This window comes from Rhizobium sp. N731, from assembly GCF_001664145.1.
GTDB classification, from domain to species: Bacteria; Pseudomonadota; Alphaproteobacteria; order Rhizobiales; family Rhizobiaceae; genus Rhizobium; species Rhizobium esperanzae.
The window spans coordinates 85,304-107,888 of the sequence record NZ_CP013603.1 but is presented as its reverse complement, the minus strand read 5'-3'; the positions used below and the strand labels follow the sequence as shown (position 1 = coordinate 107,888).

Annotated in this window: 15 protein-coding genes and 1 pseudogene; 6 read left to right on the top strand and 10 right to left on the bottom strand. The window is 59.5% G+C overall.

Going from position 1 to position 22,585, the window contains the following annotated elements; translation table 11 throughout:
• Positions 1-4 precede the first annotated feature (4 nt).
• Positions 5-997, bottom strand: a complete 993-nt coding sequence (locus AMK02_RS22175; RefSeq protein WP_082929706.1) for a glycosyltransferase family 2 protein — start codon at positions 995-997, stop codon at positions 5-7.
• A 379-nt stretch (positions 998-1,376) separates the two neighbouring features.
• Here AMK02_RS22175 and AMK02_RS22170 point away from each other — a divergent pair, with 379 nt between their 5' ends.
• Positions 1,377-3,218 (top strand): hypothetical protein, encoded by a 1,842-nt coding sequence (locus AMK02_RS22170; RefSeq protein ID WP_064806811.1) that lies wholly within the window; start codon positions 1,377-1,379, stop codon positions 3,216-3,218.
• Positions 3,219-3,313: 95 nt separating this feature from the next.
• Here the strand turns inward: AMK02_RS22170 and AMK02_RS30340 are convergent.
• Positions 3,314-4,263 (bottom strand): annotated as a pseudogene (locus AMK02_RS30340) (IS630 family transposase).
• A 289-nt stretch (positions 4,264-4,552) separates the two neighbouring features.
• Positions 4,553-6,226, bottom strand: coding sequence for a hypothetical protein (locus tag AMK02_RS22160; RefSeq protein ID WP_145924250.1), 1,674 nt, complete (start codon positions 6,224-6,226; stop codon positions 4,553-4,555).
• Positions 6,227-6,671: 445 nt separating this feature from the next.
• Between AMK02_RS22160 and AMK02_RS22155 the strand changes: the two genes are divergently transcribed.
• Positions 6,672-9,230 carry a thiol-disulfide oxidoreductase DCC family protein gene (locus AMK02_RS22155; protein WP_145924249.1) on the top strand — a complete coding sequence of 853 codons (2,559 nt, stop codon included), beginning with the start codon at positions 6,672-6,674 and terminating at the stop codon, positions 9,228-9,230.
• A 27-nt stretch (positions 9,231-9,257) separates the two neighbouring features.
• On the top strand, positions 9,258-10,070 hold the full coding sequence (locus AMK02_RS22150; protein ID WP_064806805.1) for a phytanoyl-CoA dioxygenase family protein: 813 nt from the start codon (positions 9,258-9,260) through the stop codon (positions 10,068-10,070).
• A 233-nt stretch (positions 10,071-10,303) separates the two neighbouring features.
• Here the strand turns inward: AMK02_RS22150 and lpdA are convergent, their stop codons facing one another.
• From lpdA to AMK02_RS22115, 7 genes are all read right to left on the bottom strand, one after another.
• Positions 10,304-11,698, bottom strand: coding sequence for a dihydrolipoyl dehydrogenase (gene lpdA, locus AMK02_RS22145; protein ID WP_064806803.1), 1,395 nt, complete (start codon positions 11,696-11,698; stop codon positions 10,304-10,306).
• Positions 11,699-11,701: 3 nt separating this feature from the next.
• The gene (locus AMK02_RS22140; protein ID WP_064806801.1) at positions 11,702-12,940 is read right to left on the bottom strand and encodes a dihydrolipoamide acetyltransferase family protein; all 1,239 of its coding nucleotides are present in this window, start codon (positions 12,938-12,940) and stop codon (positions 11,702-11,704) included.
• A 3-nt stretch (positions 12,941-12,943) separates the two neighbouring features.
• Positions 12,944-13,957, bottom strand: a complete 1,014-nt coding sequence (locus AMK02_RS22135) for an alpha-ketoacid dehydrogenase subunit beta (RefSeq protein WP_064806799.1) — start codon at positions 13,955-13,957, stop codon at positions 12,944-12,946.
• A 1-nt stretch (position 13,958) separates the two neighbouring features.
• On the bottom strand, positions 13,959-15,191 hold the full coding sequence (locus AMK02_RS22130) for a 3-methyl-2-oxobutanoate dehydrogenase (2-methylpropanoyl-transferring) subunit alpha (RefSeq protein WP_064806797.1): 1,233 nt from the start codon (positions 15,189-15,191) through the stop codon (positions 13,959-13,961).
• A 65-nt stretch (positions 15,192-15,256) separates the two neighbouring features.
• Positions 15,257-16,384, bottom strand: a complete 1,128-nt coding sequence (locus AMK02_RS22125; protein WP_064806795.1) for an acyl-CoA dehydrogenase family protein — start codon at positions 16,382-16,384, stop codon at positions 15,257-15,259.
• Positions 16,385-16,403: 19 nt separating this feature from the next.
• Positions 16,404-17,591, bottom strand: a complete 1,188-nt coding sequence (locus AMK02_RS22120) for an acetyl-CoA C-acyltransferase (protein ID WP_064806793.1) — start codon at positions 17,589-17,591, stop codon at positions 16,404-16,406.
• 22 nt (positions 17,592-17,613) lie between these two features.
• Complete coding sequence (locus tag AMK02_RS22115) at positions 17,614-18,381, bottom strand: SDR family NAD(P)-dependent oxidoreductase (protein WP_064806791.1); 768 nt, start codon at positions 18,379-18,381, stop codon at positions 17,614-17,616.
• An 82-nt stretch (positions 18,382-18,463) separates the two neighbouring features.
• Between AMK02_RS22115 and AMK02_RS22110 the strand changes: the two genes are divergently transcribed.
• The 3 genes from AMK02_RS22110 (at position 18,464) to AMK02_RS22100 (ending at position 22,582) form a co-directional block, all read left to right on the top strand.
• Positions 18,464-19,531: an AraC family transcriptional regulator gene (locus AMK02_RS22110; protein WP_064807173.1), complete on the top strand. Its 1,068-nt coding sequence runs from the start codon at positions 18,464-18,466 to the stop codon at positions 19,529-19,531.
• A 298-nt stretch (positions 19,532-19,829) separates the two neighbouring features.
• Positions 19,830-20,975: an isovaleryl-CoA dehydrogenase gene (locus AMK02_RS22105; RefSeq protein WP_064806789.1), complete on the top strand. Its 1,146-nt coding sequence runs from the start codon at positions 19,830-19,832 to the stop codon at positions 20,973-20,975.
• On the top strand, positions 20,972-22,582 hold the full coding sequence (locus tag AMK02_RS22100) for a carboxyl transferase domain-containing protein (protein WP_064806787.1): 1,611 nt from the start codon (positions 20,972-20,974) through the stop codon (positions 22,580-22,582). Before AMK02_RS22105 ends, AMK02_RS22100 begins: the two co-directional genes overlap by 4 nt.
• The last annotated feature ends 3 nt before the right edge of the window (positions 22,583-22,585 follow it).

Genomic DNA, 22,585 nt, shown 5'->3' with positions numbered 1-22,585 from the left:
GAAGCTATCGAGCGTTCAACCCTGTATCCGTTCGGTTGGCGTCGGGCAACCCCGCATCCCGCGGGGTGCGCCCCCCTTCCTGCCTGCGGTAGACAGCGCTAATGATGACTCGGGGCCGGCGCTTAACCTCAAGAAAGATGGTCCCGATGTAGATCGCTATGACACCATTGAAGAGCGTAAGGACACCGCTGAAGAGTATCAATGCCGCCATAACGGATGTCCAACCTGGGACACCAACTCCTGTGATGAAGTAGCGCGCAATTAGGAACAAGATAAAGAAGAACGCTCCCGTGCTGATCATCACCCCTGCCAAAAAAACACCGATCAACGGGGTGATCGAAAAGGCAGTAACGGCCGTAAGGAAAAGGCGTAGCAACTTTTTAAATGTATAGGTTGTAGGAGAGCGCGAGATTTTATCAACCAGGAGCGGGACCTGTTTGAATCCCGTCGCATGCATCAGGCCGACAAAGAAACTCTCCCTCTCATCGTGTGAAAGCAGAGCCTCAACATACCGCCGTGTCATCAGGCGAGCGGTCGAAACATCACGCGGGAACTCGAAATCGCCAACGGTGTCCAACACTCGGTAAAATGCGTTTCGACACAGTCGGTAGGCGAAATTTCCTTTGGGACGCTGCTGAACACCGTAGACGACGTCGGCCCCGTTTTCTTTCATCGTGGCGATGAACCGGGTGGCCCAGCGCGGGTCCTCTTCAAGGTCGCCATCCAGAGTCATGATCAGGTCGCCGGTAGCCATTCCAAGCCCCGTCCACAATGCCTTGTGCTGCCCGAAATTCCTTGAAAGATCGACAACCACGACACGCGCGTCGCGCTCCGCTAGAGCCTTGGCGACATCGAGACCGTTATCCGGAGAGCCATCGTTAACAAAAATCACCTCGCATTCGACACCAAGATCTTTGCACACCTCAAAGCAAGAGTCTGCAAACGGGTCAATATCATCTTCGGTACAGTAAATGGTTGTAATAAATGATATTTTCAAATCCGTCAGCTCCGCCTTGGCTTCAGAAATGTCATTCTTAGCATCCTATCAAACCTTTTTTGACTCATTTTCACAGACAGTTTTCCCCAAGGTGAATGTTATGTGCGTGGCTTCTGACGGTGAGTCGCTTCAAATGCTGACAGATGGCAACCAGCTTTGAACCACTCGTTAAATTTGCATGAGCCATCGGCTCGAAAAAAGTTCCCATTACCATTCGATTCTACGAAGGACTGGGCACTAACTCTCGAAAACCGTGCCACGTGCACGCAGAATTCTTGCCATTCCGCCGGAATTGTCGCAGAACGCCGCCCTGTGATTGCGCGTAAATACAAGACATAGTTACGGCAATTAGAAAGATTGACCGCATTTTGGTGACAGGATGGCCTCTTATTCGAGGGTGACGGAGAAGGAAGACAACGCGGCATCGCACCACGATGCGACGTCAAACGAGCGGGGAGTGTCCATTAGCAGAACTGGGGGATTATCAGCTCTCCTTTTGGTTCTCGTTCTCCCGAATATCTGGTTGTTTTCAGGATTCTTCCAAGTTTTTCAGCCTCCCGGATGGGTAGATCCCGGCATCTACCTCGGCTACTTCCTCGGACTCGGCCCTAGGATTTCAACCTACGGCGCGAACTACTTCTCAATGCGTCTGCCATTTACGGCTCTTGGAGCCTCGTTGTTTTACGCCTTTCCCCCTGAAGTAGCCCAGCGGGTCTTGATCGTTTTTTTCAATTCAATGGCCGCGGCATCAGTCTTCGTACTTGTCAGCCGGCGTGGTGGATTAACTGCAGGTGTATTTGGGAGTTTGTGGTTAACGCTTAATCCCCTTTGGATCGCTTCGATTGCCCGGGGATACGTCGACGGACCCGCAATGGCGTATCTCTTGGCCTCGCTTGCCCTGCTCGACTATAGGCAGGATTGGAAGCGTCGCAGGTTGACCGTTGCGGTGGGCGGTGCGTTTTCGGCTTTGGCAGTTTTTACCCACCCGATCACCGCACTTCTGCTTTTGCTTTTCGGTCTCCATGATATTTGGTGCTCACGGCGGCAGATGGCTGCTCTACTAAAGGACACTTTATGGGCCGCTGTTGGCGGCATTGCCGGCACTGCGGTATTGGCCATTGTCAGCAGGATGGTCGGCGGCCGATTTTTCTTTTTCCTCGCCGATACGACTGTCTTTTCTCGCTCTCTGAACGGTTTCGGCGCCAACTACCGCTATGACCTCGTCGACTGGGTGCCCGCCGCTTATCGTCTCGCGCCGCCCTTAGCGCTGCTGATACTGGGGGGGATTCTAGTTATCCAATGCAAGGAGCCGAACATTCGAGCACTGGCATTGCGCGGCCTTTCAATGGCGGCGGGCGTCGGCCTGTTTCTGCTGCTCTGGGACTATGGAGTTGGCGGCGCGATGCTACAATCGTCATTCTATGCCAGCTACATGATCGTCGGACAGGCGCTGATCGTGGGCGCCTTAGCGGCATACGCATCTCGTCATATTAAGCACCATCTCGTTACCGTCATTACAACCGGTACGATCGCGGTCGCCTTCGCGCTAGCAATATACGGGTATACCACGACAATCTGGTCCCTCGTCGGCGCCGAACTGGGCCATTTGCTGACATGGGCAGCACTTGGGGTAGCATTTGCTATCGCGGGTGCGTTGGTGTTTTCACGCTTGGCGCTAGCCGGACTTATTCTTTTGTTGGCGTCAACAATGGTTGCCGGGCTGCTCAATCACGATACGCGAAGGATCTTCAATACGCACGACAGCGTGGATTTTGTGACAACGTTCCGCTCGACGATCAAAGTGGCCAATTTTGTAAACCGACATGTTGGGCCAGATGAGCGGCTGTTGTTTTGGTTTCAGCGAGATGAGATGTCGCGTCGAGAGGCGCCGCGCAGCGCGTTCACGCTGTATACACTTCGCTACCGAGACAACTATCTGCTGCTCAACTATTGGGACAGCCTGGTTGCAGTCTGGCTTTGGGATCGCGCCCTACTCGGCTCAAATATGCCTGCGCTTACTGTTGATGAACTGAACAATCTGCGGGCATTCGAGGGTCAGACATCCGTTGTAACCTTGTGCCTCAATGAAGTCGCTTGCAATAATGCTGCCGCGGCTCTCGGCGACTATGGATTTGACGTCACCGGTAATGAGAAGATCGCAGTCGATACCGGATATCTTCCGATGACCGCGGTGCTCTACAAGCTTTCAAGGCACCGCTAGGACCAATCGACATTCAGGACTCCCGATGAAGCTGCGTATATCTCGTCGCAGCGATGAATCTGGCTTCGATCAATGTTGAGCCGTCCTAGAGCGTTTCAGGTTTTCACGGAAGCATATCCGGCATTGGCGAAGTAGTTGCTGCATTCGTTGGGCTCGATGGTTGTGACGAGGTGTCCGATATGGCGCCAAGTGTCATCGATCGTTCTCTTCTGAGCCAAGCGCATCCAGTGCTTTATTTTGGCGAAGGCCTGTTCGATCGGATTGAGGTCGGGAGAGTATGGCGGTAGGTACCAGAGTCGCGCACCAGCGTTGCGGATCATCTGACGGATGGCGACCGACCTGTGGGAGCCAAGATTATCCATCACGACGATGTCGCCGGGTTCGAGCACCGACAGGAGTTGCTGTTCGACATAGGCTCGGAAGCATTCGCCATTGATGGGTCCATCGAAGACACAAGGTGCGGCAAGCCGATCGTAGCGCAACGCGCCCAGGAAAGTCAGGGGTGCGCCAATGGCCATGCGGGGCGAAGCCGCGCAGGCGTTTGCCCTTCGGCCCCCAGCCCCGAAGCGGCGCCATGTTGGTCTTGATCCAGGTTTCATCGATGAAGACCAGCCGCCTAGGATCGAGACCGGTCTGCCAGGACCGCCAGCGTTGTCGTCGCCGCGCGATGTCGGCACGTCCCTGTTCAAGGGCGAACAGTGTTTTTTTTGAACCGCAGCCCCTCGCGCCGCAGGAATTGCCATACGGTGTCGTGGGATACCTTCACCCCTCGTGCGGCCAATTCTTCCTTCAATCCGTGCAGTGATAGATGCGGCGTCTGGTTAATTCGCTCGGCGATAAACGCCCGGTACGGCTCAAGAACACGCTTGCGGTGACCGCCCATCTTCCCAGGCGCGACAGATCCGCTCGAGCGGTAGCGCTGAGACCACTTCACCGCTGAAGACACCGCAATACCGAACCGCACCGCCACCGACCGGCAGCTCTCGCCGGCTTCGATGGCATCAACAACACGCTTGCGAAGATCATTTGAAAGAGGTCGAGTCATCCGATGCTGGCCTCCACTCCAGCCAGCATCTTGAATCACAAAACGGCCAGAAACGGAATCCCTTCCGATTCAGCTAAAAACGGAAGCGCTCTAGAGCACCTCCGTTTTCTCCGAATCAGAAAGCAACCCGGCGGCGGTGAGATCGAATAATACGGGTGCGCATACGACACGTGCCTTCCTTCGAGAAACGGAAACCAAATTCGGACTCGTTGATCTGGATCAATCCACCCGCTTTGGACTTTGACGGTTGCACCGCTGCCCTGACTTTGCGGCGCCCCATTGGCAAAGATCAATTCTGCTTTGACGATTCGATGATGTAATCGACGATCAGGACGGTTATCGGTTGCAGCCCTTCCTCCCAGATAATCGTGCGCGATCGTATTTGTGTCGGAATTTTCAGCGCATCGAGCTGCAAGTGTCCCTGCCCGCAGGTTTCGGTCGTAGTACAAACTAAAATCAGGGATGTCGGTATCTGAGCCCTCTCTAACCACTGCCTGTTCTCAGGAAAGACTGTCGGCATTTCGAAATTGATTACACCCTTATCCCAAAGCCAAAGACCGGCCAAGCTGTCAAAACTGTTCAGGGCGAGCTTCTTGCCTCCGACGAAAAATCTATAGGTGGCATGTTCGTCGCTTTTCGCGTCGCCTGTCGTGAAATTGTTGCGGTCGACCCACAAGGCCACACGTCGCCCTTGTAGGCGGGTGCTATCTGCCGATCTTCGGATGTCGAGCGAAAGTTCGAAGAACGTACGGAAAGGGACAGTTCCAGGCAGAGCAAAGGCGAACCGAGTATCCGAATTGGCAATTCCCACAATGGACGTCATCAACGCCAATCCGACGAGCGCGGTTCGTACCATTCCGATCATGGCGACCAGGATTAGACATGCAGACAAAAGAGAAATTCCAATCCATGTCACCGTCGCGCCGCGGTAGTCAGCGAAGCTTTCGATGGCTTCATGCACGCTGAGGGTCCCAGCGATAATAACTCCATAGGCTATTAGAGCGCCTAAGTCCCTACGGACGCTTATCTCGCGTTTTGCGAGCAACGTGCCGGAGATGAAGGCCACCAGCAGACCCTGACCGATTAGCAGGTAGCTGGCGTAGAACCACGTTTGCGCCATGAGGCCTTGCAACAGAAGATCCCATACCCCTATGAATACCAACGTTGCCAGCAAAGTCAGCAATCCCAAACTGAAGAGATGTTTCCTTGCGACTGCCTCTCCCTTTCCGGTCCGGACCAGAAGAATTGTAGCCAGCGCCAGAAGGATGAATGGAGTGCCGAGGCGGAAAGCTCCGGGTAACCAGTCGCTTGTTGGACGGACAAAAGGCAGAGCGTTGCCAGCGATCGCGTTCCTGATCGGAGCCGAGTCGTGCAGTAAGAAAAGGAATGGACCGCCTATTGCATAGCTGTATATGGCCATTGCCGATAAGCCAAACAGACAGCCGGCGACCATAGACAGCATCCGCACAAGATTGCTTGAAATCGATGGCAGTAGAAAAAGCGCTAGGAGCAGCGCAACAGCCGTGAGAAGTGCCGGCACCGGATGCAGCGCCAGTACGCAAGCAAACATAAAACCAGACCCTGCGGTCGCCAATAAGCTACTCACACGCTTGCGCAAGTCCGTTCCGTGTATCAAAAGGGCGATTGAGGCAAGGGCAAAAGCTATCGCTGGCGCGTCGATATAGCCGCTGGTTGCCGAGGCGATCCAGAGAGGATTAGTTCCTAGCCACCATCCCGTGAACACGCCGGCAAGCGGGCCACCGGCCTTTTTGCCTATAACGAAGAGGGATATGAGTGCGACAATCTGAAAGACGATCCCCAGAGCCAAGTGCGCGTAGGCTGGGGATAAGAACTTGTAAGAAAGAGATCCAAGTGCAATGACAGGTACGCGCTGAGAAAAATAATACGGACCATAATTTCGGATTTGACCCGCTGCATCCAGGAAATATCCCACGTAGATCATGGGGTCGACCCAGCCAGGCCGCGGGAAGAGCTCGTAGGCGCCACTGAACTGAGCAAAGAGGGGCAAAGATAGCAGCAACACCAGCCTCCCCCACGCCAGCTTCGCTTTGCAGTCTCGGCCGCATGAGTTTCCATCGATGTGGCATGTTTCGAATATGCCAAGCCAGCATCTAATCCTGTCGGAGCGCGCAGGTTGTGGGGCCTCGTGATGAGTTTGACTAACGTCAGGAATCATAGTCTGGATCCAATAGGGCAAAGGCAAAAAACTCGCTACCATCCGTTATATTCGCCATGCGCTGTCAAGCCGGTCGATGCCGCGAAAACTGGTTTAGTGCTAAACCCGTGGAGTACCACCAATGATGACTACTCTGTCTTGAAATGCTCAAATTTTTGACGCATTGTCCTCGCCAAAAACAATCGCAAGTTCAAAAAGTATAGGTAGGCCTTTGATAAGCCCTGGTTTTACAGACGGCAATCCGATCAGGGAGTTTTTAATTTTCGTCGGAATTTTATTGGTCGCGTTCTGCGTATCAATGTTTTTCCCAGCTGTCTTTCGGGGAACAGCGCTCCTCGCCGAGAAAATAGCGAATACCGTACGTCGCCGGAATGCACTGCCGGAACATGATCTCTATGCAGATCTTCGCACGCTGGACCTGTCACGCATTATAGTGGGCGGATTAGCGGCTTGGCGGTTCGGCTATATTTTCCTCGTCGCCACAGAGGGCGGCGATCCTTTTACGTTGGCGATAGCGGGTTCGGCAACAATCCTTTCGTTGCTTGTCGCGATCGGATTCGCGACCCCAATCGTTTCGATCGTGTTGATGTCCAGCTCTAATATGCTGATCGATAATTTTCTCGGTTCGTCTACCCTTGGAACAATGGTGCTTGCAATTGTACTGGCTCTGTTCGTCCTGGGGCCGGCCGGAAGAAATTTTTCGATGGACAGCTATCTGCTGGGTAAAGGTGGTTGGGTCGCCCGGCTGATTGCCGCTCAGAACCGGTTTTTCGGCGAGCCAAGTGCGGATCGCTTAGTCATCGCGAAGCTGGGTGCGCTTCTCGCCTATTACTGCCTTTGCCTTTACTCTGTGTCTTGGCATCTTCACGACGATGCTTGGCGTTCAGGGCTCATCATCGCTTGGGTGTTCCTTTCACCTGGATCAAACCCGCATTTTTCAACTCTTGCTTGGAGTCTGTACGAGAGTTGGCCGTGGCTATTCGTAAACTTTTCCAAGTTATCGATCTTGGGAATGTTCATATGGTATATGGCCATCTTGCCCGGGCTTTTCGTTCATACCATATCGAGAGCATTCGTAATTCTCTGGGGGCTTGCATTTTTCCTCGTTAGCGCCTTCGTCCTGCCCCTTAGTTTTCTTGGATTTTTCGAGCTGGCATTTTGGTTTGCCTTATTTGCTACGGGTCCGGCGTTCGGCTCTCGACCGCAATATCCTCTGTCTGTGATGTTCGATGACCGATGCAACCTTTGCGATCGTACTGTAAAAACCATTGCAACCCTCGATATTTACTCGCGCATCACCTTCCGCCCAATACGCAGGAATATCGAATTCGCGCAAAGCCATGGAGTCACCCTTGAGCGGGGCCTGACCGACCTTGTGGGCGTTGATCAACGCAACGGTGATCGCTATGACGGATATGCCCTCTACGAAACCATCTCACGACGCATTGTGTTGCTTTGGCCGGTCTGGCCAATCCTATTGCTTGGTCGCATCACGCGCGTAGGGCCGTTGGTCTACCGCTTCATTGCTGACAGACGGACGAAGATTTTTGGCGTCTGTGAGTTTTCCAACATTCCGGATGAGTATATTAACCGGCCAAAGAATGCGGAGGTATTCTGCAATTTACAGGCCTTTACGCCTGTGATCTGCGGGGTGTTGATCACGCTCGTGACGATGGCATCGCTTTTTGTCATGCGTTTGCCGGCTTTCTCGACAAGTGCTGACGCTGGCCCTCCGGGTCGATGGTCGAAGGATCTCGTTGGATCTGCACCCCTTGGTTTCGGCATTGGCCAGATCAACGTCTTCAACGCAGTCGATCTCGCACTTTTCAAGCTTGAATTCTCAGCATTCCGACGTCCCGTCGGCTCGAATGGCAATACGACCAGTGCAATCACGAAGACGGGTTCGGATCCGGCCTCTCCTCTTTTCAATCTTACAGACAGGCAACGCTATTTTATTATCCGCCATGCGCGACGCATGTCGCGTATGAACATCGGTTGCGATCGAGAGTTCTGGGATGCCGTCGCTCCCATGTATGTTGAGGCCCTCGTTCCTGAGGAGCGCGTCAAAACAAATGAGTCGCTTGTCATCACGGCCGGTATTTTCACTTGGCCAACCCGCACTGAACTCCTAAACTATACCAGCTCACCGAGAAAGTTTTGGCGTCTCTGCACCGCCGAGATAAGTGTCGACACGGGTCAAGTCCTGCAACTTCAATTCGACCAGGCCGGTGTGGACGAGGCAGCCCGCCGAAATGATTGGCCGCCGATCCTTGAGGCGCCAGCTATCCCCGCCGCGATTCAGTATCCTTGTCGTGCGGATGCCGGTTGGCTGAACACTGTTGTTGATCTGAACGCCTCGCTCGTCAACTCCTCCTCTATCCTTCGTGATGCTCGCGGTTTGTTCGAGGACCGGTATGGCGAATTTCAACTCGACTGTTTGTTTAGAGCAATAAGCTTCATGAAGTCCGATCAGGCGTTGCGAACCGATGTCCCTCAACCGGACTCTCGCAACCTTTGCGAAGCCGGCCTTGCACTGGCGCCAGAGTTGGTTAAAGCAGTGGAAGGCGTCTCCGAGTTACACGGTCGTTTCAATGTAATTGCTAAAAATGCGTTGGATGCCCACCGCGCTGGCAAGAATGGTGAATGTACACAGGCGGTAGCCGCGATGCGCAGGACGTATTTTGAATACATACTCAAGCCGTCGGGAACCCTGCCGCTGCTTTCAAGCCACGGATTACAAGGATCCATTCAAGAAACGATGGTTAGATGAAAGCAATCAGAGGCAAGAGTAGGACAAATGGGCAAAATTTCTAGCTACGGCATCAAACAGCAAACCCAAGCGACGACGGTAGTTGACTTTGCGGCTGAGCAGATCAGCCTTCTGGGCTATGCGGTCGTTGATGGCGGCTATAGCCCGGGCGAGGTTGAAGCTTTCGGTAGGGCTTTTGATTCCGCTCGTGTAGCCATGGAGATGCGGCACGGCGGCAGAACGGCGCTGGAAACTATCGACGAGCACAACACCATTCGACTTCCGATGCTTTATGACGATCTATTCCTTAAGCTTGCAATGAATGACAACATTGTGGAGCTTTGTGGCAAGCTTATCAGCGATTATTTCGTACTGAACCAGCAGAATGGTATTAGCAATCCCGGCGGCTCTGCTCGCTATAATCAGGGCTCCTATCATCGCGACCTACCTTTCCAGCACTTTACGTCGAGCAGGCCATTGGCAATAAATGCTCTGTTCTGCATAGATGATTTTACAGTTGAGAATGGAGCGACGTTTGTTGTACCTGGTAGCCACAAACAGGAGGCTTTCCCTTCCGATGGAAGTGTAGCAGCTCTTCAGATCCAAGTCCCGGCGCGAGCAGGTAGCTTCATCGTGCTCGACTGCATGACCTATCATTCCGGCGGCGTAAACCGTACGGAACGCGAACGGCGGGCCGTTAATCATGTATACACGATCCCACTATTGAAACAGCAGATTGATTTTCCCAACGCGCTGCAAGATGATTTCACAGCTGATCCGAAAGCTCGACAACTTTTAGGCTATGGCCTGAGCGTCCCAGCGGATGTCGAAAGTTTTTATCGTTCACGCGCGCGCAGGTAGTGACCTACCACTGACGTTTTCATCCAGCGGCGATGAACCGCCGATGTTGAGGACGCGAAAGCGTCTGCCGCAGGTGAACCAGTCGGGACGAAATCCAGGGATCAGCGGGCGTTGACTTTCGATTCGACCCGGGTCGGTGCAGGCGTCGGCGGCACGTAGATCGCCAGACACTTATCCGAGTCTTTTCTCGTTCAATCTTGGAAAGATTGACGCTATTCGCAGCGGACTTCAGCTCAGATGTGCAAAGCGCTTCCCATGGCTTTCAGCGCTGCCTCCATGACCGCTTCACTGCGGGTCGGATGGGCGTGGATGGTGCCTGCAATATCCTCCAGGCGCGCGCCCATCTCGATCGCCAGGGCAAAGGCCGCCGACAGTTCGGAGACCCCTGCCCCCACCGCCTGCAGGCCGAGAACGAGGTTGGTGTCGGCACGGGCGACGACGCGCACGAAACCCTCCTCCGAGAGCATCGTCATTGCCCGTCCATTGGCGCTGAACGGAAACTGGCCGGTGCGGATTTCATAGCCTTGCGCCTGCGCTTCCGCCGGCGAGAGGCCAGCGCTGACGATCTCGGGGTCGGTAAAGCAGATGGCGGGTATGCAGCGCTTGTCCCAGGCGCGCTTCTTGCCGGCGATGATCTCCGCCACCATCTCGCCTTGCGCCATGGCCCGATGCGCCAGCATCGGTTCGCCGGTGACGTCGCCGATCGCATAGATGCCGCGCATCGAGGTGCGGCAGCGATCGTCGATCCTGAGATAGGGACCAGCGCGATTGAGATCGAGCTCTTCGAGACCGGATCCCGCCGTTCGCGGGCGGCGACCGACGGTCACGAGGATGCGGTCGGCAGGCACGCTTTCTCGGCGGCCATCGGAGGTTTCGACAAGCAACGCCTCGCAATTGGCAAGGCCCATCGCCTTGCCGCCTGTCAGCACCCGGATGCCGCTTTCGGTGAGCTTGCGCAGGACGGGCCGCACGAGTTCGGCATCGTAGAGCGGCAACACCTGCTGTGTCGCCTCGACCACCGTCACAGCCGATCCCATCTTGGCGAAGGCCATTCCGAGCTCCAGGCCGATATAACCGCCGCCGACCACGACCAGTTTTCTCGGCAGCTCGGTCAGCGACAGCGCCTCCGTCGAGGAAATGACGCGGCCGCCGAATGGCAGATTGGCAAGCTCCACCGGATCGGAGCCGGTGGCGATCACCACGGTCTCGGCGCGAATGATCTGCTGGCCGGTTTCCGTCTCGACCTCCACCGTCTTGCCGTCGCGAAAATGAGCCCGGCCATGGACGATCTTGACCCGCGCCTTCTGTAACAGCCCCGAGACGCCGCCTGTCAGCCGGCCGACGATGCCGTCCTTCCAGGCGATCGTCCTGGCAAGATCGATCGAGAGACCTTCGACGCGGATGCCCATCGGATTTTTGCCGGCGAACATCCTCTGCGTCGCGTCGAATTCCTCAGCCGCATGGATCAAAGCCTTGGAAGGAATGCAGCCGACCGTCAAGCAGGTGCCGCCGGGCTTGCCGGCTTCGACGATGACGGTATCGACACCGAGCTGCCCGGCGCGGACGGCGCAGACATAACCACCCGGGCCGGCGCCAATGACGAGGAGCTTGCAGACAATCTCTTTCATGGATCAGCCTTCGATGAAAATGAGCGCCGGGGTTTCGAGGAGCATTCGGATGCGCTGGACAAAGGTCGCCGCATCCCAACCGTCGATGATGCGATGATCGAAGCTGGAGGACAGGTTCATCATCTTGCGCGGCACGAATTGGGTGCCGTCCCAGACCGGGCGTGTGGCAATCTTGTTGACGCCGATGATCGCCACTTCGGGATGGTTGATGACAGGTGTCGAGACGATACCGCCAAGCGCGCCGAGGGAGCTGATGGTGATGGTCGAGCCGGAAAGCTCGTCGCGCGTCGCCGTGCCCGAGCGCGCCGCTTCCGCCAGCCGGTTCATTTCGGCGGCGCAATCCCAGATGCCGCGGGCTTCCGCGTGCCGAACCACCGGCACGGTCAGACCCGCGGGCGTCTGGGTGGCGATGCCGATATGCACGGAACTGTGGCGTGTGATGATGCCGGCATCGTCGTCGAAGGTGGCGTTAACGTCGGGCTGGTCGGAAATGGCCTTTACGAGCGCCCGCATCAGGAAGGGCAAGACCGTCAGCTTCGGGTGCTCTTCCCGGCGGTCGCTGTTCATGGTGGCGCGCAACTCCTCGAGCGCGGTCATGTCGACTTCCTCCACATAAGTGATGTGGGGAATGCGCGAGGTGGACAGCACCATCTTCTCGGCGATGCGGCGGCGCAGGCCGGTCAGCTTGATCTCCTCGGTCGCGGTCTTTCTGGCGAGACCATTCTTTACCGTTGCTGGCGCTGCTCCCTGAGACAGAAAGTGCTCGACATCCTCGCGCAGGATGCGTCCGGCAGGTCCAGTGCCCTGCACTTGCCGGAGATCGACGCCGCTTTCCCTGGCGAAAAGCCGCACAGAGGGGGCTGCCAGCGGCTTTTCGGCCGGAGGCGACGCGAGAGCCGGCGGGGCCGCAGCAGCCGGAGCCGGCCGTGCAGCTTCGACCTTGACCGGTTCCGCAACCGGCGCCTGCGAGATCTGTACAGGCGAAGCCTCGCCGGCATCGCCTGCCGTTTCGATCCGCACCAGCGGCGCCTTGACGGCGATACGATCTCCGATATCGCCGGCGAGCCAGATGACGGTGCCATCGACGGGAGAGGGAATTTCAACTGTCGCCTTGTCGGTCATCACCGCGGCGATCACCATATCCTCGCGGACGGGATCTCCCGGCTTCACATGCCATTCCACCAGCTCGGCCTCGGCCACCCCTTCCCCGACATCGGGCATCTTGATGATGAATTCGCCCATGGCTCAGGCCTCCATGACTTCGGCAAGCGCCCGCCCGACCCGGCCGGGGCCGGGGAAATAGTCCCATTCCTGCGCATGCGGATAGGGCGTGTCCCAGCCCGCGACGCGCACAACAGGCGCTTCCAGATGATAGAAGCAATGTTCCTGTACCAGCGACACGACCTCGGCGCCGAAGCCCGACGTCAAGGTCGCCTCGTGCACGACGACGCAGCGCCCGGTTTTGGTGACCGATTTGACGATCGTATCGAGATCGAGCGGCAGCAGGCTTCTCAAATCGATCACCTCGGCATCGATGCCGGCATCCTCGGCCGCGGCGAGCGCCACATGCACCATCGTGCCGTAGGCAACGACTGTTACCGCCGATCCCACGCGCCGCACCTCGGCCTTGCCGATCGGGATGGTGTAATGGCCGTCGGGAACCTCGCCGAGATCGTGTTTCGACCAGGGCGTCACCGGCCGCTCATGATGACCGTCGAAGGGACCGTTATAGAGCCGCTTCGGCTCGAGGAACATGACCGGATCGGGATCCTCGATCGCCGCGATCAGCAGGCCCTTGGCATCATAGGGATTGGACGGCACGATCACCTTCAGCCCGCAGACATGGGTGAAGAGCGCTTCCGGGCTCTGGCTGTGGGTCTGGCCGCCGAAGATGCCGCCGCCAGTCGGCATACGCACGACGATCGGGCAGGTGAAATCGCCGTTCGATCGATAGCGGATTCGCGCCGCCTCCTGCGTCAGCTGGTCATAGGCAGGATACACATAGTCCGCAAATTGGATCTCGACGCATGGCTTCAGCCCATAGGCCGCCATACCGATCGCCGTGCCGACGATGCCGGATTCGCTGATCGGCGTATCGAAGCAGCGCGTCCTGCCATATTTTGCCTGCAGGCCCTGGGTGCAGCGGAAGACGCCGCCGAAATAGCCGACATCCTCACCGAAGACCACGACATTGTCGTCCTTCGCCATCGAGACGTCCATGGCGCTGCGCACGGCCTCGATCATCGTCATCCTGGCCATGTCAGTACCCTGCCTTCTGCCGCTGGCGACGGATATGCGCCGGCATCTCGGCATAGACGCCCTCGAAAATATCGCGCACCGAAGGCCTGCCGCCAGCATGCAGCGTGCCATGCGCCTCGGCCTGGCGCTGCGCCTCGATCACTTCGTCCATGATTTCGGCTTCCGCCTGCACATGCCGCTCCTCCGACCATACGCCCTTGACGATCAGATGTTTCTTCAGCCGCAGCACGGGATCGCCGAGGGGCCAGGCTTCCGATTCCGTCTTCGGCCGATAGGCGCTCGGATCGTCGGAGGTCGAATGCGCGCCGACCCGATAGGTGACATGTTCGATCAGCGTCGGCCCGAGATTGCGCCGGGCGCGTTCGGCAGCCCAGCGGGCGACCGCATGGACGGCGAGATAATCGTTGCCGTCGACCCGCAGCGCCGGAATGCCGAAGCCGAGGCCGCGGGCGGCAAAGGTGCCGGAGCCGCCGCGGGCAATGCCCTGGAAGGTGGAGATCGCCCACTGATTGTTGACGATGTTGAGGATGACGGGCGCCTTGTAGGTCGAGGCGAAGACGAGCGCCGAATGGAAGTCGGATTCCGCCGTCGATCCGTCGCCGATCCAGGCCGCGGCAATGCGGCTGTCGTTCTTGATCGCCGAAGCCATCGCCCAGCCGACGGCCTGCACATATTGTGTGGCGAGATTGCCCGAGATGGTGAAGAAGCCGTGTTCCTTGGAGGAATACATGATCGGCAGCTGCCGGCCGTGCAGCGGGTCGCTCTCGTTCGAGTAGATCTGGTTCATCATCTCGACCATCGGGTAGTCGTCGGCGATCAGGAGGCCCGCCTGACGATAGGTCGGGAAATTCATGTCGCCCTTAACAAGCGCCTTGCGGAAGGCGCAGCTGACGGCCTCTTCGCCGAGATGCTGCATGTAGAAGGAGGTCTTGCCCTGGCGCTGCGCCATCAGCATGCGGGCATCGAAGGCTCGCAGCTTCATCATGTTGCGAAGGCCGGTCAGCAGCTCCTCGTCGGAGAGCGATCCGGCCCAGGGACCGACCGCCTCGCCGTCACGGTTCAAGACGCGGATGATCGAATAGGCGAGATCGCGGATATCCTCGGACGCGACATCGACCTCCGGCCGCGGCACGGAGCCGGCCTTGGCGATCTTGACATTGGAAAAATCAGGCTGGCCGCCCGGGCGGACGGCAGGTTCGGGGACGTGCAGGCTCAAACGAGCGGAATCCACCATGGTTTTTTCTTTCCTCCCTTTGCCGGCCCTGCCCTTCTCCCCGGAAGCGGGACCGGATGTCATTCCTATAGATTGCGGGCAATCACCATGCGCTGGACGTCGCTCGTTCCCTCGTAGATCTGGCAGATGCGCACATCGCGGTAGATGCGCTCGACAGGATAATCGGCCATGTAGCCATAGCCGCCATGGATCTGGATCGCATCGGAGCAGACGCGCTCGGCCATCTCCGAGGCAAAGAGCTTCGCCATCGAGGCTTCAGACAGGCACGGAAGCTCCGCTTCCCTGAGGGAAGCGGCGTGAAAGACGAGCTGCCGCGCCGCCTCGATCCGTACCGCCATGTCGGCAAGGCGGAAGGCAACGGCCTGATGTTCAAAGATCGGCTTGCCGAAGGCGGTACGCTCCTTCGCGTAGTCGCGCGCCGCCTCGAAGGCTGCGCGCGCCATGCCGACGGCCTGCGCGGCAATGCCGATCCGCCCGCCCTCGAGATTGGCGAGCGCGATGCGATAACCTTCGCCTTCCGCACCCAACCTCAAATCCGCAGGAATGCGCATGGCGTTGAAGGCGATCTGGCAGGTATCGGTGGAATGCAGCCCAAGCTTTTCTTCGACCCGGATCACCTCGTAGCCAGGTGTGTCCGTCGGCACGATGAAGGCGGTGATGCCCTTCTTGCCGGCGTCGGGATCGGTGACGGCAAAGACGATGATGACATTGCCGTTCTTTCCCGAGGTGATGAACTGCTTGGCGCCGTCGATCACATAGTGATCGCCGTCGCGCCGGGCTCGGGTCTTGAGGTTCGAGGCATCGGAACCGGCCTGCGGCTCGGTGAGCGCAAAGCCGCCGATCCATTCGCCGCTCGCAAGCCTCGGCAGGAAACGCTGCCGCTGCTCTTCGGTGCCGAATTTGAGGATCGGCACGCAGCCGACGGAGCTGTGCACGCTCATGATCGTCGAGCACGGCCCATCGCCGGCGGCAATCTCCTCGAGTGCGGCGGCATAGGCGATGACACCCGTATCCGAGCCGCCATAAGCTTCCGGCACAAGCATGCCGAGCAGCCCGAGTTCGCCCATCTCCTGCAATTCCTCGCGCGGAAAGAGATGCTCCCGATCGCGCCTGGCCGCCCCCGGCGCCAGCCGATCGCGGGCAAAGTCGCGGGCGACATACAAGATCTGCTGCTGGAGTTCGGAAAGAATCATGTGGCTCCTCCCCTTCCCGCTAGTGCCGCTCGATGGCGACGGCCGTCGCCTCGCCGCCGCCGATGCAGAGTGCCGCCATGCCGCGCTTGAGGTCGTAGCGCTCCAATGCTGAAAGCAGCGTTACCAGAATGCGGGCCCCCGATGCGCCGATCGGATGGCCGAGGGCGCAGGCGCCGCCATGCACATTCACCTTTTCATGCGGCAGATCGAGATCGCGCATCGCCGCCATGGCGACGACGGCGAAAGCCTCGTTGATTTCGAAGAGATCGACATTCGAGAGCGCCAAGCCGGTCCGGTCGGAAAGCTTCTGCAGCGCGCCGATTGGCGCGGTGGCGAAAAGATTGGGTGCTTGTGAGTGGGTGGCATGGCCGAGGATGGTGGCGAGCGGCGTCAAACCGCGATGCTCCGCCTCGGATCGGCGCATCAGAACGAGGGCGGCCGCGCCGTCGGAAATCGAGCTGGAATTGGCGGCCGTCACCGTGCCGCCCTCGCGAAAGGCGGGCTTCAGCGTCGGGATTTTGTCGAGCTTGGCCTTGCCCGGCTGCTCGTCGCGGCTCGCCAGCTGCTCGGCCTTGCCTGATTTTACCGTGACCGGCACGATCTCGCTGTCGAAACAGCCATCCGTGATCGCCTTCTGCGCCCGCGTCAGAGAGGCGATGGCGTAATTATCCTGCGCCTCGCGCGTGAACTGATACGCCTCGGCGCAATCCTCCGCGAAGCTGCCCATCAAGCGCCCCTTGTCATAAGCATCCTCCAGCCCGTCGAGGAACATATGATCCACGACACGCCCATGGCCAAGCCTGTAGCCGCCGCGGGCCTTGTCAAGGAGATAGGGCGCGTTCGTCATGCTTTCCATGCCGCCGGCGACCGCCACCGAGGCGCTGTCGGCGGCGATCAGGTCATGCGCCATCATGACCGCCTTCATGCCCGAGCCGCACATCTTGTTGACGGTGCTGGCCCCCGTCGCGAACGGCAGACCGGCGCCGATCGCCGCCTGACGCGCCGGCGCCTGGCCAAGGCCCGCCGGCAACACGCAGCCGAAGACGACCTCCTCGACCGCCTCGGCCGAGACCCGGCTGCGCTCCAGTGCAGCGCGGATCGCCGTTGCTCCGAGCTCCGGCGCCGTCACCTCCTTCAGCTCTCCCTGGAAACTGCCGATCGGCGTGCGCGCCGCGCCGACGATGACGATGGGATCCTGCAGTGCCATCTTTCCTCCTTGGGGCAGACGCTCAGCGCGCGCCCATCCGCAATGCGCCGTCGAGGCGGATGACCTCGCCGTTCAGCATATTGTTTTCAAAGATATGGCGCACCAGCCCGGCAAATTCCGCCGGCCGGCCGAGCCGCGGCGGAAAGGGCACGCTCTGGCAGAGTGCCGCCTGAACTTCGGCCGGCATGCCGGCCATCATCGGCGTCTCGAAAATGCCGGGCGCAATCGACACGACACGGATGCCGTGACGGGCAAGCTCGCGGGCGATCGGCAAGGTCATCGCCGCCACCCCGCCTTTGGAAGCGGCATAGGCCGCCTGGCCGATCTGACCGTCGAAGGCGGCGACCGAGGCCGTGTTGACGATCACGCCGCGTTCCCCTTCGCCATCCGGCGCCGCAGTCTGGATCGCGGCAGCCGCAAGCCGGATCATGTTGAACGTGCCGATCAGATTGATGCCGATGGTGCGCGCGAAACTCTCCAGGCGGTGCGGCCCGTCACGGCCGATCACCTTTTCGGCCGGCGCCACCCCGGCGCAATTGATCAGACCGCGCAGGCTGCCGAAGGCTTCAACAGCCGCCGCGACCACAGCTGCTCCCGCCTCGCCATCGGTCACATCGGCCTTGACGAAGCGAGCATCGCTGCCGAATTCCCGCGCGAGCGCCTCGCCCGCGTCAACATTGAGATCGGCGATCGTCACATGCCCGCCGGCCTCGAGCAGCATGCGCGCCGTCGCCGCTCCGAGCCCGGAGCCGCCGCCGGTGACGATGAAACTTGCCCCATGGATCAGCATGGATCTCTTCTCCTCGCCGCCGGCCATTTCCTCCAGATGTTGCCGGCAGGCAGGATTCTATTCGCTCCAGCTATTGCAAGCGATGACAGAACTGCTCCATTATTTCGGCCATTATTGCCATAGCGAGGTTGGGATGGCCGAGATCGAGCGACGCATGATTGCACCGGGTTTCGTCGAGGAGGCGCTCGACAGCCTGCGGCGGCTCGGCAAGCCAACGGCGCCGATCCTTGCCCGGGTCGGGCTGCCATCGGCCGTCGATCAGCCGGTGTCTGCCGAGACCTATGGCGCGCTCTGGCTGGCAATCGCCGCCGAGCTCGATGACGAATTCTTCGGCATGGGCGGCCGGCCAATGCGCAGCGGCAGCTTCACCCTGCTCTGCCATTGTGTTCTGCATGCGCCGACGCTCGGCCAAGCGCTCCGCCGGGCCCTGCGCTTCCTCGATGTCGTGCTCGACGATCCCCGAGGGCAGCTCGTCATCCGCGACGGCCTCGCCGAGGTCGAACTCAGGGATGCGGGCAGCCCGCGCTCGGCCTTCGCCTACCGTACCTACTGGATCATCCTGCACGGCATCACCTGTTGGCTGGTCGGCCGCCGCATCCCCATCCGGCTCGTCGACTTCCGCTGTGCCGAACCGAAACAAGGCGCCGACTACCGGCTGTTCTTCGGCGCGCCGGTGCGCTTCTCGCAACCGATCAGCCGTCTCGGCTTCGACAGCACTCTGCTCGACCTGCCGATTTCACGCAGCGAGCAGGCGTTGAAACAGTTCCTGCGCGGCGCGCCCGCCAATATTCTGGTGCGCTACCGCTACGATGCCGGCATCGCCGCCGCCGTCCGCCGGCGCTTGAACCAGGCAACGCCGGCCACGTGGCGAAGCTTTGCCGAACTCGCCGCCGATATGCGCATGCCGCCCTCGACGCTGCGCCATCGCTTGCACGACGAAGGACAAAGCTATGCCGCCATCAAGGACGAGATCCGCCGCGATCTCGCCGTCGAACTGCTGCTGAATACATCGAAAACGATCGGCGAGATCGCCGTGCAGCTCGGCTATTCCGAACCCAGCGCCTTCTTCCGGGCCTTCCGGAAATGGATGGGCAAGAGCCCGGAGACGTTCCGGCGTGAGGAAGCGGGTGAACAAGATCGCGAGCGGTAGCATAGAATCTTGATCAGCGCTGCGATCTGGCGCTGGCCGTCCAACACGTTCCCTCATGCCTGTGCTCGTCACAGGCATCCAGCACGCCCAAGTCCTTGGGCGCAAGAGACGCCCTTCAAAAATGAGTCATTCACCGCGCGGACGCGCGGTGGCTGGATGCCTGTGACAAGCACAGGCATGAGGGAGGAACGGGCGGGCTTGCCGCACCACCTTCCATTAGCGCTTCCAAATACCATTCAACCAACAGCACTTTGAACCTTTCGCAACCCGCGCTACATATTTTAGCGGGAGGAGTGCCATGTTTGATTTTTCGCTCGGCGAAACCGCGGATGCGATCCGCGAAGCGACGGCGCGGTTTGCTGCCGATCACATTGCTCCGCTGGCTGCGGAGATCGACGAAAGCAACACGTTTCCGCGCCAGCTCTGGCCTCAGATGGGCGCGCTCGGCTTGCATGGCATCACCGTCGAGGAAGAATTGGGTGGCGCCGGTCTCGGTTATCTCGAGCACGTTGTCGCCATGGAGGAGGTCTCGCGCGCCTCGGCTTCCGTTGGCCTCAGCTACGGCGCCCATTCCAATCTCTGCGTCAATCAAATCCGCCGCTGGGCCTCGGCGGAGCAGAAACGCCGCCATCTGCCGAAGCTGATCTCCGGCGAACATGTCGGCTCGCTTGCCATGTCGGAGGTCGGCTCGGGCTCCGATGTCGTCTCGATGCGGTTGCGGGCCGAGAAAAAAGGCGACCGCTATGTCCTCAACGGTACCAAATTCTGGATCACCAATGCACCGCATGCCGACGTGCTCGTCGTCTATGCCAAGACCGATCCGGCCGCCGGCCCGAAGGGCATTTCCGCCTTCATCATCGAAAAAGCCCTGCCCGGCTTCAGCGTCTCGAAGAAGCTCTCCAAGCTCGGCATGCGCGGCAGCGATACGGCCGAACTGGTCTTCCAGGATTGCGAGGTGCCGGCCGAGGCGTTGATGGGCCGGGAGGGAGAAGGCGTGAAGATCCTGATGTCCGGCCTCGATTACGAGCGCGCTGTGCTCGCCGGCGGCCCGCTCGGCATCATGCAGGCCTGTCTCGATGTCGTGCTGCCCTATGTCCGCGATCGCAAGCAGTTCGGCAGGCCGATCGGCGATTTCCAGCTGATGCAGGGTAAGATCGCCGACATGTATGTCGCGCTGAATTCGGCCCGCGCCTATGTCTATTCCGTCGCCCGCGCCTGCGATGCCGGCCGCGCGACGCGCACCGACGCGGCCGCCGCAATCCTCTTTGCCAGCGAGAACGCGGTGAAGGTGTCGCTGGAGGCGATCCAGGCGCTTGGTGGCGCCGGCTATACCAAGGAATGGCCGGTCGAGCGGTTCCTGCGCGACGCCAAGCTCTACGATATCGGCGCCGGCACCAATGAGATTCGCCGGTATCTGATCGGGCGGGAGCTCATCGCATCATGACGGTGATTTCGACTGCGATCGATCGACACAGCGAAAGCTTCAAAGCCAATACCGCCAAGAATCGAGCGCTTATCGACGAACTCTGCGAGCGTTCGGCGAAAGCGCGCGAGGGCGGATCGCAGGCGGCGCGCGCGCGCCATACCAGCAAAGGCAAGCTCCTGCCGCGCGACCGCATTCAGCTCCTGCTCGATGCTGGCAGTCCCTTCCTGGAGATCGGCACGCTGGCTGCCAACGGCATGTATGGCGGCGAGGCGCCGGGCGCCGGCATTATATCCGGCGTCGGCCGCGTTTGCGGCCGCGAGGTAATGATCGTCGCCAATGATGCGACGGTGAAGGGCGGCGCCTATTTTCCGATGACGGTGAAGAAACATCTCAGGGCGCAGGAGATCGCCCTGCAGAACCGGCTGCCCTGCCTCTATCTGGTTGATAGCGGCGGCGCCAATCTTCCGCATCAGGCCGAGGTCTTCCCCGACCGCGACCATTTCGGTGCGATTTTCTACAACCAGGCGCAGATGTCGGCCGAAGGCATTCCGCAGATCGCCTGCGTCTTGGGAAGCTGCACCGCCGGCGGCGCCTATGTGCCGGCCATGTCCGACGAGACGGTGATCGTCCGCAATCAGGGCACGATTTTCCTCGCCGGCCCGCCGCTGGTCAAAGCCGCCACCGGCGAAATCATCTCGGCCGAAGAGCTCGGCGGCGCCGAGACCCACGGCCGCCGCTCCGGCGTCGTCGACCATGTCGCAGAGAACGACGAACACGCACTGCTCCTGGTGCGCGACATCGTTGCCAGCCTCAACAGCGTGAAATCGGTCGATATCGACATCCAGCCTCCGCGGCCACCGAAGCTAACCGTCGAAGACCTTCACGGCCTCATCCCCGATGACGTGCGCTCACCCTATGACGTGCGCGAAGTCATCGGCCGGATCGTCGACGGTTCGGAACTGCACGAGTTCAAACCGCTCTACGGCACCACCCTCGTCTGCGGCTTCGCCCGCATCTGGGGCATGCCTGTCGCCGTCATCGCCAATAACGGCGTGCTCTTTTCCGAAAGCGCGCTGAAGGGCGCTCATTTCATCGAGCTCGCCTGTCAGCGCCGGGTGCCGCTGCTCTTCCTGCAGAATATTTCAGGTTTCATGGTCGGCGGCCGATACGAGGCCGGCGGCATCGCCAAGGACGGGGCAAAGCTGGTGACGGCGGTCGCCACGGCGACCGTGCCCAAGGTGACTGTCATCATCGGCGGCAGTTTCGGCGCCGGCAATTACGGCATGTGCGGCCGCGCCTATCGCCCGCGTTTCCTCTTCACCTGGCCGAACAGCCGCATCAGCGTCATGGGCGGCGAACAGGCGGCTTCCGTGCTCGCCACCATCCGCCGCGACGCGATGGAGGCGCGCGGAGAGAATTGGTCTGCTGACGACGAGGAGGCTTTCAAGGCGCCGATCCGTGCCGACTACGAGGCGGAGGGCAATCCCTATTACGCCACCGCCCGCCTTTGGGACGACGGCATCATCGACCCCAGCCAGACGCGCGACGTCCTTGGTCTTGCGTTCTCCGCCTGCCTGAATGCGCCGATCCCGAAAGGGCCGCGCTTCGGCCTGTTCCGGATGTGAGGC